Origin of the sequence: Paracoccus ravus (assembly GCF_004522175.1) — a bacterium.
Lineage (GTDB): Bacteria > Pseudomonadota > Alphaproteobacteria > Rhodobacterales > Rhodobacteraceae > Paracoccus > Paracoccus ravus.
In genome coordinates this window covers 87,265-102,564 of record NZ_SDEB01000005.1, presented here as the reverse complement: position 1 = coordinate 102,564, position 15,300 = coordinate 87,265, and the positions used below count along the sequence as shown (strand labels likewise).

At 64.1% G+C, this 15,300-nt stretch carries 13 protein-coding genes and 2 pseudogenes; 8 read left to right on the top strand and 7 right to left on the bottom strand.

Annotation, left to right across the window (positions count from 1 at the left end; translation table 11 throughout):
• The first annotated feature begins 1,644 nt into the window (after window positions 1–1,644).
• The 6 genes from ESZ60_RS06015 (at window position 1,645) to ESZ60_RS20705 (ending at window position 5,966) form a co-directional block, all read left to right on the top strand.
• Window positions 1,645–1,833 carry a hypothetical protein gene (locus ESZ60_RS06015; RefSeq protein ID WP_134679521.1) on the top strand — a complete coding sequence of 63 codons (189 nt, stop codon included), beginning with the start codon at window positions 1,645–1,647 and terminating at the stop codon, window positions 1,831–1,833.
• A gap of 306 nt (window positions 1,834–2,139) precedes the next feature.
• Window positions 2,140–2,622: a CHC2 zinc finger domain-containing protein gene (locus tag ESZ60_RS06010; protein ID WP_134679520.1), complete on the top strand. Its 483-nt coding sequence runs from the start codon at window positions 2,140–2,142 to the stop codon at window positions 2,620–2,622.
• Between the two features lie 832 nt (window positions 2,623–3,454).
• Complete coding sequence (locus ESZ60_RS06005) at window positions 3,455–4,030, top strand: hypothetical protein (protein WP_134679519.1); 576 nt, start codon at window positions 3,455–3,457, stop codon at window positions 4,028–4,030.
• A complete protein-coding gene (locus tag ESZ60_RS06000) occupies window positions 3,984–4,370 on the top strand; it encodes a hypothetical protein (protein WP_134679518.1) in 387 nt (128 codons plus the stop codon). Before ESZ60_RS06005 ends, ESZ60_RS06000 begins: the two co-directional genes overlap by 47 nt.
• Window positions 4,371–5,416: 1,046 nt before the next feature.
• Window positions 5,417–5,644: a hypothetical protein gene (locus ESZ60_RS05995; protein WP_134679517.1), complete on the top strand. Its 228-nt coding sequence runs from the start codon at window positions 5,417–5,419 to the stop codon at window positions 5,642–5,644.
• Between the two features lie 148 nt (window positions 5,645–5,792).
• Complete coding sequence (locus tag ESZ60_RS20705) at window positions 5,793–5,966, top strand: hypothetical protein (RefSeq protein ID WP_167620074.1); 174 nt, start codon at window positions 5,793–5,795, stop codon at window positions 5,964–5,966.
• 963 nt (window positions 5,967–6,929) lie between these two features.
• Here ESZ60_RS20705 and ESZ60_RS21045 read toward each other — a convergent pair.
• Window positions 6,930–7,518, bottom strand: a pseudogene (locus ESZ60_RS21045) (integrase core domain-containing protein); the annotation flags it as partial.
• Between the two features lie 12 nt (window positions 7,519–7,530).
• Window positions 7,531–7,986, bottom strand: a pseudogene (locus ESZ60_RS21040) (ABC transporter substrate-binding protein); the annotation flags it as partial.
• A gap of 451 nt (window positions 7,987–8,437) precedes the next feature.
• Here ESZ60_RS21040 and ESZ60_RS05985 point away from each other — a divergent pair.
• Window positions 8,438–9,532, top strand: coding sequence for a transglutaminase-like domain-containing protein (locus ESZ60_RS05985; RefSeq protein ID WP_134679516.1), 1,095 nt, complete (start codon window positions 8,438–8,440; stop codon window positions 9,530–9,532).
• Between the two features lie 40 nt (window positions 9,533–9,572).
• Here ESZ60_RS05985 and ESZ60_RS05980 read toward each other — a convergent pair whose 3' ends face one another.
• The 5 genes from ESZ60_RS05980 to ESZ60_RS05960 all read right to left on the bottom strand — a co-directional run bounded on the left by ESZ60_RS05980 (window position 9,573) and on the right by ESZ60_RS05960 (window position 14,344).
• Window positions 9,573–10,205, bottom strand: coding sequence for an ABC-type transport auxiliary lipoprotein family protein (locus ESZ60_RS05980; protein WP_134679515.1), 633 nt, complete (start codon window positions 10,203–10,205; stop codon window positions 9,573–9,575).
• An 8-nt stretch (window positions 10,206–10,213) separates the two neighbouring features.
• Complete coding sequence (locus tag ESZ60_RS05975; protein WP_134679514.1) at window positions 10,214–11,473, bottom strand: MlaD family protein; 1,260 nt, start codon at window positions 11,471–11,473, stop codon at window positions 10,214–10,216.
• 4 nt (window positions 11,474–11,477) lie between these two features.
• On the bottom strand, window positions 11,478–12,245 hold the full coding sequence (locus tag ESZ60_RS05970) for an ABC transporter ATP-binding protein (protein ID WP_134679513.1): 768 nt from the start codon (window positions 12,243–12,245) through the stop codon (window positions 11,478–11,480).
• Window positions 12,242–13,345, bottom strand: coding sequence for an MlaE family ABC transporter permease (locus ESZ60_RS05965; protein ID WP_134679512.1), 1,104 nt, complete (start codon window positions 13,343–13,345; stop codon window positions 12,242–12,244). The genes ESZ60_RS05970 and ESZ60_RS05965 overlap by 4 nt, the downstream gene beginning before the upstream one ends.
• 75 nt (window positions 13,346–13,420) lie before the next feature.
• Window positions 13,421–14,344 carry a LysR family transcriptional regulator gene (locus tag ESZ60_RS05960; protein ID WP_134679511.1) on the bottom strand — a complete coding sequence of 308 codons (924 nt, stop codon included), beginning with the start codon at window positions 14,342–14,344 and terminating at the stop codon, window positions 13,421–13,423.
• Window positions 14,345–14,435: 91 nt separating this feature from the next.
• Here ESZ60_RS05960 and metF point away from each other — a divergent pair, with 91 nt between their 5' ends.
• Window positions 14,436–15,299, top strand: a complete 864-nt coding sequence (metF, locus tag ESZ60_RS05955) for a methylenetetrahydrofolate reductase [NAD(P)H] (RefSeq protein WP_134679510.1) — start codon at window positions 14,436–14,438, stop codon at window positions 15,297–15,299.
• Window position 15,300 lies beyond the last annotated feature (1 nt).

Sequence of the window (15,300 nt, the reverse complement as noted above, 5' to 3'; positions counted from 1 at the left end):
AGGCGATCAAGCGGCCTTGACGACGATCCTGCGGCCTCTGGCGTGATGCCGAGCGAGGGTCGAGGCGGCGCGTTCATACTTGGCGAGGGCCCCGCGATGTCCCCCTCGTGCCTGAATTTATCGCTGCACAAGGAGAAAGAGCGGCGGTTACATGGGCTGCGGTGGGTAAAGACCATGCTGCTCGGGTTCGCAGTTTCTCGTTCGCATAGCGCAGGAGATCGCTAGACCCAATTATCGTGAGCTGAGTTGGCTTGTTCGGCGGTCTCTCCCACGGCATTCTCCGCCCATGTGGTTTGTGTAATTGCTTTTGATGACGCGGCCGCGGGTTTCGACCTCGCCTCGTCACAATCGGTCTTTTTGCCGACGGGCGCCCATTGCACGATTTGCGAAGAAATTCTTTGAGGAAAGGGAGCGGGTGCATGAACGGCGCTGAGTTCCTGTTCTCGGCTCGCCGTCCGACCTCGGGCAAATTGACGCATTGTGGCTCGACGTCGGCGCCGATCTTTGGCTGGACGCGGCTTTCGCCGTCATTCAATCGGGTCTTGCCGCCTTGGTAATGCTCGACCGGCTGGCCGAGGTAGGGCCGCCGGCCTGCGAAAGCTGCGGTCGCCTCGCCCGCTTGGGAAAAGGCATTCTTACGCCCGGTCCTGATCCGCGTTCGTCAAGCCGCTCCCGAGCCGGAGATCTTGGCGTTACTCGAGAGCGTCGCCCGGCGCCATGGCCTCGCGCCGCTTCGCCCGACGTTGAGGCCGAGAGTCAATGGGAAAAACTCACGCTATCGGCGGGTGCGTCTATGCGCCCGCAAATCCCTATAACCAGCCGGGTCGCGCCACCGGCGCCCGTTCAGCGGTCGCCCGTTCCGGGGCGCTCCGCCTCGGCTCCATCCTGTTTTTCCCGCGCCCGCATTGCGATCCGCAGCGACGACCGGCGCCTCGCCTCGAAACTGACCGAAACGGGCCTCGCATTCGATGACCTCACTCGCGGGATTGACCGGACTGGGGCGTTGTGACTGGGGCCGGCTTTAGTTCTGGCCTCGATCTGTCGCTCGACCTCGAGCGGCACGCCGCGTCAACACTGCGGCGCTAGTGCGAGCCTTGCGGCGTCCTCGGAATCGCGCCCCGCGGTCCGGTGGGATCATTGCCCGAAAATCGGCCGGGGGTGCGATCCGCGAAAGCTATCGCGTCCCGCATATGCCGTCCGTGCCTTCGTCACGCGGGACTGGATTACACGGCGCCCCGGCGGCCGCGTCGCGATCCGTTACGCGATCACGCGGCGGGGCCCGCGACGCGCTCGAGGCGATGCGCGACGCTCGCGCCCTCGGCCGGCCTCGTCCCGTCGATCCTGGCGACCTCGCCGCCCTGCTCGAGGCGATCTTGCGCCCTGCCGGCAGGCCGGCGCTGTGGCCGGGTCAAGTCGACTCGGCACTCGCAGCGAACGGGATCGGGGCGGGCGACGCGGCGCTCGGGCGCCTTCTAGTCAAGCGGATCGCGGCGCGGTCCTCGCGGCGCGTCGCCGCGGTTTTTGCCGCGGTTGTCCTCTGCGACCTGCCGCTTGCCGTCGCCGGTCGGCGCCTCGGGATGACGACGACCGCGATCCGGGCTTGACCGTGACGGCCGTTCGCGCCCTCGGCAAAGGTCCGGCGGGATGACCGAATGCCCGCCGAGATTGCACAAGCCGCGGCTTTGCGTGCCCTGCCGTGCCGAGCCATGGCCGGCGTTCGTGGTCGGGTTTCCCGACCTCGCGTCCGAGACGCCGGCCGAGTTGCGCGGCGTCTATCTGTGGCATTGCCCCGCCCCGGCCGATCCTGCCCCGGGGCCGCTTTTCAAAGACTGATTTTCGACATGATAGAGCCTCGCCCTGGCCGCAACATCATCGCGACCGCCTGGGGATATTTTTGACCTCTCTGCACCTCGCGCCGAGGACGCCAACCTTTCCGACATTGCGACCGCGCTTTTCTCGTCTTGTCCGATTCACCGGACATGGCGAGGGCCGCGATAAGGTCGCCGGGCATTCGGTCAATGCCTATTGAGAGGCGGTTATCCGCCGCCCGTATATCAGGTGTCCCCGTTGAAAGCCTTGTTGCCCGATTATCAGCGGATCGAGGCGTGGGTCTGGCCCGTCATCTAAGAGCGGTTCGACATGCCGCGTGACGGGGTGTTGGCGATCACGGAAATTGACTGGATCGCGACCGCGGCCGACGCGGCGATCCTCTTTTCCGAACACGTGCCCTTTCCCGATCTGCCGGCGCCCCGGTTCGTGTCCGGCCGCGTGCTACAACCCGGCCGCCTCGTGATCGCGGCCGCCGGCTCGCCTTCCTGTCCTGCGCCGCCTCGGCGGGGGTCCTATGACAACGCTATCGGCAAGGTCAAAGCCGAGGTTTCCTTTCGCGATCTCCCGGTGGCGGCCGGCGTGTCATGGGATGCGCTAAAGTCTCGCCCCGGCCGCGGCGGCTATTGGGCGCCCTGTCCCTTTCACCGCGAGGCGACGTCATCTTTCCATCTGGTCGAACCGAATGGCGTCGGCGGTTGGTTCCGCTGCTTTCGTTGCGAGGCAACGGGCTCGGCCGGCGATTTCCGCGACGTTCACCGGACATGGATTGCGTCGAACGGCCGCGCCCGGTAACCGGACGGGTCGAAAATTCCGAAAGCATGGCTAGTCAAAACCGGCCGACTTTACGGCCGTCCGATCCGCTTCGCCGCGCTATCCGATTGCGTCGTCGTCGGGGAGGGCATCGAGCCGACGCTCGCGGTCCTCGTGGCAATGCGGCGCAAGGGGTGGCGGCATTGGACGGCAGCGCTTTCGCTCGGCGCCCTTGCCGGGCCGGCCGATCCCGCCGGCCGAGGACCGCGGCGCGGCACGAATGGCGAGCCGCTGCCGTCCTCGATCCCGGCGTGTCGGATTTACCTGGTTGGATGCCGGCCGGGCGCCGTTGCCGGCTTCTGATCTTGGGAGAGGGGTCATCCCGGTGCCCGGCCTCGGCCGCTCGGCACGGTCAACGGACGCTCGCAAATCTTTTCAAAACCGCCGACCGGGTTCGCCTGATCGTGCCGCCCGACGATTGGGCCGCCGGCCTCGATTATGCTGACCTTGCGGCATTGGGGCAAATGTGAGCGCCGCAACAAAACCCGCGCCCCGGTCGCTCGACGTCGTCCTGCCGGAAAAGGCGCCTCGACTATCAAGAGGATGACATGGGCAACGCCGAGCGGATCGCGGGAGCGTTCGGTCCCGATATGGCTATCGGGCAAGGCAAGGGGTGGGGGGGTGGGACGGCGCCCGCTATGCTTTCAAAACAGGCGACCTTGCCGCGCCCGGCCTTGCCTCGCGCTTGCGTGGCGTGGTCGAGGCGCGAGGCGCCGGCGTGGTGGACGGTCCCGGTCGATCCTGACCTCGCCGGCCGCCGGATCTAGGATGAAATCGGCAAGCCTCGGCCGGCTTTCGGCGACTCGAGGGCGCGATCCGCGCGGACAATTTCGCACGCCTGATAGAACATTCGGTCAAGTGCGGGAATGACTCGAAAATCCGCGCCGCCTTGCATCTGGCCGGGCCAATGCAAGTCGAGGATATGGACAACCTCGACGCCGATCCTTTCGGCTTTGTCTGCCCGAACAGCGTCCTTGATCTGCGAGCCGCCCGCGACGCCAGTTTCGAGAGGTTGACCGATGACGCCGAGGCGGTCGCGATCCGCCGGCGATGGTTGCGCCGGCATGATCGCGCCGCACTGCCGACGCGCTGCGCGGGCGTCGCCTATGATCCCGCGGCGGCCTGTACCGAATGGCTTTCGTTCCTCGAGCTGGTCTTGCCCTCGGTCGAGGTCCGGTCTTGCTTTCATCGCGCTATGGGGATGCTGCTATTCGGTCGCAATGACCCGCAAGTAGCGCTGTTGTTCCGGGGCGCTGGCGGCAACGGGAAATCGACCGTGACGGCCGCGATTGCCGGCGTGATGGGCGAGCGCGACGGATACACGGCCGCGTGCAAAAATCGAAATGTTTATCGTGACGCCGCAAACCGGGGCCGGGCAAGCAACGCCTGAGGAGGTCGATATTCCCGGCGGCCGCGTGATGATCACAAGCGAACCTGCCGCACCCGATGAATTGAGCGCAAAGAAAATCAAGGCAATGACCGGCGGCGACATGCGGCCGGCGCGGGCGCTCGGGAAACCGGAATGCTATTACAAGCCGCGGGCAGTCCCGATCCTGTCCTTTAACCGGACGCCGAAAATCAAGATGAGGATGAAGGCACGCGGCGTCAACTTGCGATCCCAGCCGGTCACGGAACGCCGAACGCCGTCCGAGGTCGAGGCGGCGCTAATTCGCGAGCGGGCGGGCGTCCTGGGGCGACCAAATACAAGAAATCAGGTTTCGCGAACCTGATGCAAGAAAAAGGCTTTCGGAAACTGAAAACGGACGGCGGCCGATGGTTTTGTCGGGGCGTCCGATGGAAGGCCACCGAGGGCGTTCGCGACCGTTTGCAAGAGGTCAACGTGACGCCGCCCGAGTCGGAAACCGATGATCGCCCGCTCTACTGATCGCGCCCCGGCGGCGGCCTTGGCCGCAGGTTTCGCCGCGCCAATCCGCGCCTCGCCCCGCGTTTTCATGCAAGGGCAAAACCGCCTGATTGCGCCCCTCGAGCGCGAAACAAGAGGCGAAAGGGCAAAAACTTGCCGGGCTGCGCCCGCTGTGAAGCGAAAGGCGGAGAGTGTCGCAATTTCGGGCCGCGGACGAGTCGAGAGCGGGAACGGTCGAAAAGGCGGAAAAGGGCGCAAATCTTGCCCCAAAAGGGCGCAGGTTTGCTTGTGGATAACGAGAAATTTGCCAAGCTTATCAAGCCTCTGAGGCCTAAAGGGCATTTTTTCCAATATTTATATAAATACATGAGACTAAAACACAAAAACGTTCTTTATACGTAATAGATACGGGAAAAAACTTCGCCCTTTTGCCCTTGGGGGCTCTGGGGCCGGTTTTTGGGGGTCGGACATGACTGGCGGGCGGGATGATCTGCCCGGCCTCGCCGCGGTCCCGAAACGCAAGAAACCGGATCGGGGGGCGCCGGGACCGGCCGCGCCCGGCGCGTCCATGCGACCGTCGCAATCTCTTATTTCGACGCCGCGGCCGGCGAGATCCGGCTCGAGCATGTCCGCGCCTATCGGCGCGAGTTACCGCGCGTCCTCGAGGCTATTTCGCCCCGGCTGCGTGAGGCGGCGCTTGCCTATGCAAAGGCGGTCGAGGACGTCGAGGCCGGCGGCGCGACCGATCCCAATGCGGCGCCCTGCAGCGTCACCGGCGGAGCGAAAGAGGGGCGCCAGTTGCACACGGTCGCGCAAGTTCGACACTTGCGCCGGATCGAGGCGGCAATCGGGGCGGCCGGCTAGCCGGGGGCGAGCCGCCTCGGCTGTCGGGCCGGCGATCCGATCCCGGTCGTGATCACGCGTCGGGCGATCCTGCGGGAGGTTGCGCTCGATGGTCTGGGCGTTGACGGCGATATCTTGATTTTGCGATTCTCGAGCAACGGGACGCGCCGGCGGCTAAGCCTCGCGGTGTTGATCGAGGGCGCGACCTGGATCGCCGACGCGCTCGGGCTGGTCGATCCCTTGACTGCCGCCGAGGTCGAGGGGCGAAAACCGCGATCCGCGAAAAAAGGGGCTTGACCGCAAAACCGAGTTGATGGCTGTTCCTTGGTATGGTCGGAGTGGTGCGCTCGAGCGATTAGGGTCGTTCGGTTGATGTGCCTTCGCCCGCAATCGCGCCCCGGTCCTCGCAAGATTTGATCGGGCACAATTCATTTCGGCGACCGGGATGCTGCGAACCGAAAGCAACATTCGCGATCGCAAGCGCGAACTTTCCGACCTTGAGTTGGTGCAGCTGCCCTTCGCCATTTTGCTCGCGCTCAATGACATGGGTAAGGATTTGATCGTGGCAAACCGCGATCACATGGTCGAGGTTTTCGACCACCTACGCACTGAACCTTGAACGAGTTTCACTTTCGCCGGCGAGCAAGTCGCGCCAGTTTATCACGATCTAGCGAATGTTGCCGGCATGGGGCCGGCACTATTTATAGACGCAAGAGACCGGCGGCGCCCAAGGCCTCGGCGATCGTCGGGGCGGGCCAAATATGCCGGAATCGTCGGGTTCATCGCCAGGCCAAAGGCAAGGCGCGATCAACTCGGCAACGTCTCGCGGGGCGAGATGCAACGCATTCTCGCGAATATCGGGGCGCAAGCCTTGTCGCGCGCAAACTCGACCAAGGAAACGCGGGCCAAGCAACGTAAGCGGGGCGTTGGCGGCGGATACTTCATCGCCCCGCATGACGGGCCGCCTGAAACCGGGCGATTACAAGCGGCACGAGGCCAAGGGTGCAAAGCTTTCCCGCCTCCTCGCGTTTGATGCGAAAACGTCGATCTGTTCGCGCGGTTCAGGTTCGAGGGCGTCTTACACAATTGGGCCGAGACGACCTTGCAGTCCCAGCTCGAGGGGGCAATGCAACGGGCGCTCGCGATCGCCCGCAAGTGATGGGGACGACATGAGGGCAAAGGTCATCGCGGCGCTTGCCGATCTTGTTTCCTCGCTCTTGCTCGCGGGGGCGGTCGCGGTTGTGAACCTTAGGGGCATGGCGAATCGATCTTGCCGACAGATCCGTGAGCCTAGCCCGCCTGCGCTATACCGCGCCGGGCCGGGCGGGTAGAGGGCCGCGGCTATGGTCAGGGCGAAAAGCTCTGGGCGTTACCTTTCCTAATCGGGCGCCCTAAAAATCTAGGTTCTTCCTGCAAGGGTCGGCGTGGGTCTATTCGCGCCGCGTTGCGTGGCCCGATTTTGGTTTCCTTCAAGCTGGGTGTATGGGTTGTGTTTGTTGTTTCATTTCTGCGCTTCTTCGTGATCTTGCGGCGTAGCCGAGGCGCCCATGGCCTGCCCCAATAGGGTGGTCCGGTTTCAATCTTAGTGCATGACGGGTCTAGGGGCTACGGCTGGTGTGGCCGGCGTAGCTGAGCCGCATGGCGAAGCCGGCCACTGCGGGATCTCGGGGGCCGGAGGCCTGTAGCCCAGCGAGGAATGCGGGGCGTTTCGTGTTATAGTGGCGCCGCCAGGTCTCGATGAAGACCTTTGCCTCGGCGAGCGTGTAGAAGATCTCGCCGTTGAGCAGCTTGTCGCGCAACCTGGCGTTGAAGCTCTCGCAATAGCAGTTCTCTCATGGCGAGCCCGGTCCGATGTAGGCGGTTATGGCGCCGACTGCGACGATCCAGTCTCTGACAGCTAAAGCAATGAATTCAGGTCCATTATCTGACCTGATATGGGCCGGTATGCCGCGCAGAATGAAATGGTCAGTGAGCACGTCAATGTCATCGGTCGAATTGAGTTTCCGATCGACCCGGATCGCCAGGCATTCCTTGGCGTATTCATTTATGAGGTTGAGCATGCGGAACTTCCTTCCGTCATGGGTCCGGCTTTCCACGAAATCGTAGGACCAGACGTGATCGGGATATTCTGGCCGCAACCGGATACAGGACCCGTCATTGAGCCAGAGCCGGGGGAATTCCTCGACCATATAGGGGCCGGTGGTGACGGGTTTCGCAGCCCAATCGGCATAGCTCGCGGCCTCGGTCCAGGCGCGCTTGTTGGCGATCTGCGAACCAAAGGCGTAAAGGCGGCCCTCCAGCGTCACATCCGGCGTCGCATTGTGGAAGCGCACGGTATATTTGTCGACGGCCTCGACCCCGCGCAGCGCAGGCCAGAGGCGGCGGGCGATGCCCGGCACGTTTGCCGGCAGTTCCTTGGCCGATTGCGGCTTGAAGCTTTCTGCATAGAGAGTCTTGCCGCCCGCCGGTTCGGTGCCTGCGAACAGCCGCTCGTCCGAGAAGGAAAAGACGACATCCTCGGCGGTCAACTCGTCGCCATTGTGGAAACGAACACCCTGACGCAGCTTCAGCTCGATGGTCTTATCGTCGAGCCGCTTCCATTCGGTCGCGAGTCCCGGCACCGGACCCTGATTGCCCATCCAGTCGCGCAGAATCAGCCCTTCCCAGAGATTGGGGAAAAACACGCGCTCGCCCACGTTCGACTGCTCGTTCCAGATGTCGAGCGTGTTGTTGTTGGTGATCATCTGCACCGCGATGGTGATCTCGCGGCGCGGGCCTTGGGCGCGCAGCCCGCGCGGCAGGATCAGCGCGCGCGCTGCGGCTCCGAATTCTTCCCTCTCGCAGTTTTTGGCGTTCCGTGAAGTCGCGCAGGGTTTGCGCCCGGACTGTGCAGCAAGACGAGACTTCGGTGATATTTCAGTGAAGTTGCCGCCACCGCGCTCGCTCAACCAAAAGCCGAGTTCGGGCGACGGCGTATCTGCTGACAGGACGGTGGCCTGGGCATGTGTTTCTGTTGTCGCATAATCCGAGAGCGACTAGGCTGGGAGATGTGGAAGCCATCCCACGAACAGCCACCCATGAGGTCTTCCGATGTCAATGAATTCCCGTCGTGATGTGCTCAAGCTCGCCCTTCTGGCCGGAGCGGCGCCGATGCTGGGCGGTCTTGTCCGACAGGCCCATGCCGGTGATCGGCCCTATGCGCCGGTCGCCAGCGACTGGCGCAAGTTCCAGACCCGGACCGTGATTTCCCTGCCCGAAGGTCACGGCGCCGCGCAGGTCTGGCTGCCGGTGCCTTCTGTCACCTCGGATTACCAGCGCAGCCTGGGCAACAGCTGGACCGGCAACGCGACCTCGGCCGAATTGGTGACCGATCCGAGCGGCGCGAAATTCCTGCACGCGACCTTTGAGAATGGCGGCGCGCCGCATCTGGAACTGCTGAGCAGTGTCGAGACCCGCAACCGCAGCATCGACTGGTCCAAAACGAGCGATGTGACCGAGGATGCCGCGGTTCTGCAGGCCGCGCTGAAACCCTCGAGCTACAAGCCGCTCGAGGGCGTCGTCGCCGAAACCGCGGCCAAGATCACCGCAGGCGCCAAGACCGATGTCGAGAAGGTCCGGGCGATCTATGCGTGGATCGTCTCGAACTGCTATCGCAACATGGACACCCCCGGCTGCGGTCCGGGCGATAATGTCGCGACCCTGACCACAGCCGGTCTGGGCGGCAAATGCGCCGATCTGAACGGGCTCTTCGTCGGCCTTGCCCGCGCCTCGGGCGTGCCGGCGCGGGACGTGTTCGGGGTGCGGGTCGCGCCTTCGGCCTTTGGCTACAAGCAGCTTGGCGCGAATAGCGCGACCATTACCGGGGCGCAGCATTGCCGGGCCGAGGTCTGGCTGTCGGGCTATGGCTGGGTCGCGATGGACCCGGCGGATGTGCTCAAGGTCATGCGCGCCGAGACCGAGACCTGGATCAAGGATCCGCATGACCCGCTGGTCAATCAGGTCAACGCCGCGCTTTTCGGCAATTGGGAAGGAAACTGGGTCGCCTATAACACGGCCGAGGATCTGAAACTGCCGGGCCGCGACCAGAACCTGCCCTTCATGATGTATCCGCAGGCCAGCATCGGCGGAGAGATCGTGAATGAGTTGGATGCCAAGGCATTTACTTACGAGATCAGCGTCGTCTGATCGGTAAAACGGGGGGGCCGGTCCGACCGGCCCCTTTTCCCTAGCGGCAGGAGGCGGGATTGACCCCGATGCCGCGCAGTCCCCAATCCGTCATCTGCGCCAGAAGCTGCTGCCCCGCCGTGTCGAAGGCGGGGATCAGGTCGGCGCTGCGCGTCGATTTCGCGGTCGTGGTCGCGGTGAAGGACGCCCGCGAAACGACCGTTGCCTCCATTTCGCTGACAAGCTGGGCATCGACACGAAGCCGGATGATCGCGCCGCTGCCCGCGACCTCGGCGTTGAAATCCTGCACTTCGCTGATCAGGGCGTAATCGCCGCCCATGCCCAGCGGCGCGCGGCCGACATGGGTAAAGACATCATAGGCGCTGAAGCCCCGCACCAGCAGGTTTTGCAGGGTGATCGGGACGGTATCGCCCCATTGCGCATCTGGCAGGTATTGCGTCTGGATCGCCGAGGGCCGGATCATGATGCGTTCAGTATTCAGCGTGCCGCGCGATTTGGGCTCTTCGATCACCAGTTCGGTCAGACGGCCTCGGCCGCAGCGCTTGGGCGTGTCATCCAGCGGGCGCAGTTCGAAGACCTCCAGATCATTTCCGCCCGAAAGATTCGAGATCGCGGCACAACCGGGAAGCAATGCGCTCAGGCTCAGGGCGATCAGGGGCAGCAGGCGGGACATGGCACCTCTCAGCGGCGGAATTCGGGCGTGCGCGGCCCGGTGATGATCTGCGACGGGTTACGTTTCAGCGCGTTGACCAGTTGGTTCACGTTCTGCACCAAAGAGCGCAAGTCGCGGGCCATATTGGTGAATTGCGGCAGGCCGTCACGGGTGAAAGCCTGCACTGGGGCGCGGGCGCTGTCCAGCATCGCCGCAAGGCCGGAAAACGCGCCCTCGGCGCTGTCGGCGGCATTGCGCAGACGGGCGGTGATCTCGGGGATGTCCTCGGTCACGCGGGTCAGGGCCGTGTTCAGGGTGGCGAGGCTGGCGCGAAGGTCCGTGGCGACAGGTCCAAGTTCGGCATTGATCATGCGGTCGGCCCCGTCAAAGGCGCGCTCGGCCGAGGCCAGGGTTCTGCCGCCACTCTCAAGCGCCGCGTCGAGACGGTCCATCGAGCCGCCCGCGCGGTCGGTCAGCCGCGTCAGATCTGCGCTGAGCGCGGTTGCCGTCTTGTTCAGATCGCCGGTCAGCCGACGCAGATCCCCCGACAGGTAATCCCGCATCTCGTCCAGCGTGCTTGTCCCCGAGATCAGGGCGGCATCGGCATGGCCAAGCGTCGTCCGCGCCGACGCCCCCAGATCCTCGAGTTGCGTCCCGAAGCCCGAAATATCGGCGGCGGCCGAGGCAATGGCCTCGGTGGCTCCGGTCACATCGGCAAGCGCCTTGTCCAGATTGGCGCTGGAGCGTTCGACATTGTCCAGGATTGTGCTGACCCGGTTCTGGTTCTCCTCGCCCAGAAGCTGCGTCAACTGCCCGGCCACTGTATTCAGGCGCGAGATCATCTCGGGGCCCTGATCGCTGAGCGTCTGAAAGGCCGAACGATTGGCCGGGATCACCGCGACGCTTCCCGGATTGACGCCGCGCAAAAGCGGCGCATCGACCGTGCCCGAGGTGATCGCCACATTCGCCACGCCCGTGACGCCCTGAATCTCGATCGAGGCGCGGGAATTGGTGCGGATGGGGGTATCCTCGGCGACCTCGACGCGGACGCGCACCGCGCCGTTCGGATCGTCCGAGATCTGCATATCCACGACATTGCCGACGGACAGCCCAGCAAAGGTTACGTCCGAGGATGACCCAAGGCCCGACACCTCGCTGAAATAAATGTCATAATAGGCGAATTGGCGGTTCAGTTCGATCTTGGCGAACCAGACGAGGAAACCCAGAAGCGCCAGGAAACCGGCGATGGTAAAGGCACCGATCAGAACGAAATTGGCCTTTGTCTCCATGCTCTCAGCCCTTCCCGGCGCTGGCGGCGCGTGCGCGCGGACCGTGGAAATATTCGCGGACCCAAGGATGGTCCACATCCAGCATTTCGGCCATCGTGCCGCTGGTCAGAACCTTGCCTTCCGCCAGGACCGCGACCCGGTCGCAACAGGCATGAAGCGTATCCAGATCATGGGTGACAAGAAAGACCGACAGGTTCAGCGCGTCGCGCAAACCCACGATCAGCCGGTCGAAGGCATCGGCCCCGATCGGGTCCAGCCCTGCCGTCGGTTCGTCCAGAAAGACGATTTCGGGGTCCAGCGCCAAGGCCCGTGCAAGCCCGGCACGCTTTTTCATCCCTCCCGAAAGCTCGGCGGGGTATTTGTCATTCGCATGCCACGGCAAGCCCGCCATCGCGACCTTGAGTTGCGCCAGGCCAGCGCGCTGTCGCGGATCAAGGTCAGGGACGGCCTGCAGCGGAACCTCGACATTCTCTTGCACGGTCAGCGCCGAGAACAGCGCGCCATCCTGAAACATCACCCCCCAGCGCCGCTCGAGCGCCTCGCGCGCCAGCGGCGTCAAATCGGACACATCCTGTCCCAGCACCCGGATCTGACCGGCAGCGGGCCTGATCAGCCCGACAATGGCGCGCAACAGCACCGACTTGCCGGTTCCAGAGCCGCCCACCACGCCCAGAATCTCGCCCCGGCGCAGATCCAGATCCAGCCCGTCATGGACGGTATGGCTGCCAAAGCGGGTGGTCAGGCCACGGACCTCGATGAGGTTTTCGCTCATAGCCCGACCTCGGCGAAAAAGATCGAGAACAGTGCGTCCATCACGATCACCGCGAAAATGGCATTGACCACCGCCGTCGAGGTCTGCGCACCCAGGGATTCCGCGTCCTTGCCGACCTTCATTCCGGCATGGCAGCCGATGATGCCGATCACCAGCGCAAAGACCGGGGCCTTGGCCAGACCGACGATGACGTTCGAGACATCGGTTTCGGTCACCAGCCGATAGCGAAACATCGAGGGCGACACCCCCAGTTCGAACCAGGTCATCAACGCGCCACCGGCCAGCCCGGCGACATTCGCGATCAGCCCAAGGATCGGCAGCGTCACCACCAAGGCCAAGACGCGGGGCAGGATCAGCACCATGTCCGGGTCCATCCCCAGCGTGCGCATCGCGTCGATTTCCTCGCGCATCTTCATCGACCCGATCGCGGCTGTCAGGGCCGATGCGGTCCGTCCCGCGACGATGATGGCGGTCAGCAGGATGCCCAATTCGCGCAGGATGGAAATGGCGATGAGATCGACGACAAAGACTTCGGCGCCGAACTGACGAAGCTGCACCGCCCCCTGAAAGGCCAGAACGATCCCGATCAGAAAGGACATCAGCGTGACGATCGGGACCGCGCGCAATCCGGTTTCCTGGCAATGATGCACAAAGGAGGTCAGCCGGAAATCCGAAGGATGACGTATCGCCCGCAGCAGCGCGACAAGAAACCGCCCCAGATATTCCGCGATCTCGCGCAGGAAAATTCCGGCACGCAGGACATGCTGCCCGGTTGTGAGCGCCAGCCTGCGCCAGATCGTTCCGACGTCCGCACCGGCCTCGGGCTTTGGCAGGCTGGCGGTGACGGTGTCAAGCAAGCCCTGCTGCATGGCCGTGAGACCTTCGATGCTCATGCCATGGGTCATGCCCTGCGCCAGATACCACGCGGCGGCGGTATCGAAGCGGGTCAGGTGATCACAGCGAATGGTGCGGACCGTGGAGGGGTCGGGCAGAAGGGGCAGTGTCCAGACCGAGAACGCGCCGGACAGTCGCAATGTTTCGCCATCAAGGGCGAGCGTCAGGTGATGCTCGCGGTCCAGATCTTTCATCGCGTCTGCCATCGGCGGTCCCTCTCTGCCGGGAATTGATCCGCGATTGTCATGCAATGTCAATTTTCTGGCCAAGGGGCACGGGTCTCAGGTCAATCTTTGCGACAGCGCCCGCATCATCCGCACCGGCTCGGTCCGGGCAAGGCGCAGGACATGGGCCATATAGGGCTGGCCCAGATCGTCCTCGCGTACGGCGGCATAAAGGCGGCGCAGCATGCCCTGCGGACCCAGCGGCAAGAGCGCCAGCTCTGGGTTTCCGGCATGGCCGCGCAGCACCCAGTCGGGCATGACCGCGACCCCGCGCCCCGAGGCGATCAGCATTAGGGCGACTGCCGTCTGCTCAACTTGGCGATGATGCGCGGGCTCGATCCCGGCAGGGTCGAGGAATTGCGAGAACACGTCCAGCCGCGCCCGGTCCATCGGATAGGTGATGACCGTCTCACCGGCGAGATCCTGCGGCTCGGCATAGCCCTTGGCGACCAGCGGGTGATTGGCAGGCACGACCATGGTCGGCGCATAGTCGAAGAGCGGCAGATAGGTCACGCCCGCCATTTCCTCGGGATCCGAGGAGATCACCAGATCGACCTGACCCCGAACCAAGGCGGGCAGGGCCTTCAGCGCCAGACTGCTGCGGATATCCAGATCGACTTCGGGCCAGGCGCGGCGAAACTGGTCCAGCACCGGCAAAAGCCAGTCGAAGCAATGATGGCATTCCATCGCGACATGCAGACGCCCGGCGCGGCCAAGCTCGACGGCGCGAAACTCGGATTCGGCGGCGTCGATCAGCGGCAGCACCTGCTCGGCGGTGCGCAAGAGCCGCATCCCCGCGGCCGAGAGGCGCAGCGGCTTCGTCTTGCGCAGGAACAACTCGACCCCGGCCTGTTCCTCCAGCCCCTTGATCTGATGCGACAAGGCCGATTGCGTCAGGTTCAGCATCTCGGCGGCACGGGCCAGACCGCCCTGTTCATGGATGGCGCGCAGGCTGCGCAAATGCCGAAGCTCGAGGTGCATCTTGAATGAAACTCATCACGATCTTGAGGATTATGAATTTGTCTCACGTCATGGCGCGTGTCACAAGTCCCGCAACAAAAGGACATCCGCCATGACCACGCCCGCCGTCAGCTTCGAATTCTTTCCGCCGCGGAATCTCGACCAATCGTTCCGGCTGTGGGACACCGCGCGCGCGCTCGCGCCTCTGCAGCCGGATTTCGTCTCGGTGACCTATGGCGCGGGCGGCACGACCCGGCAATTGACCCATGAGGCCGTGACCGCGCTCGCCACCCATTACGGGCTGAATGTCGCGGCGCATCTGACCTGTGTCGATGCCACCCGCGAGGAAACTCTGCAGATCGTCGCCGATTACGCGGCGGCGGGTGTGCATGAAATCGTCGCTCTGCGTGGCGACGCGCCGCAGGGGCAGGACCGCTTCATCCCCCATCGCGACGGTTTCGCCAATTCCGTCGAACTGATCGAGGCGATCGCGGCGCGGGGCGACATGACGATCCGTTGCGGCGCCTATCCCGAACCCCATCCGGACAGCCCCGATACCGCCGCCGATGTGGCCTGGCTGAAGCGCAAGTCCGATGCCGGCGCGACCAGCGCGATCACTCAGTTCTTCTTCGATGCCGAGACCTTCTTCCGCTTCCGCGACCAATGCGAGCGGGCGGGCGTCACCGCCGCGATCATCCCCGGCATCCTGCCCATTCAAAGCTGGGCCGGCGCGCGCCGCTTCGCCGAGCGTTGCGGCACTACGGTTCCGGCCTGGGCCGAAGAGGCCTTTGCCCAAGTCGGCAAAGCCGGTGAGGCGCAGCTTGCGTTGGATGTCTGCGTCCGGCTTTGCGAAGAGCTTGTCGCGGGAGGCGTCGATAGGCTGCATTTCTATACGTTGAACAAGCCGGAACTGGTCAGAAAGGTCTGCGCCGCGCTGGGGGTTGCTCCCAAGGGTGCGATTTCGGACGCCGCCTGAT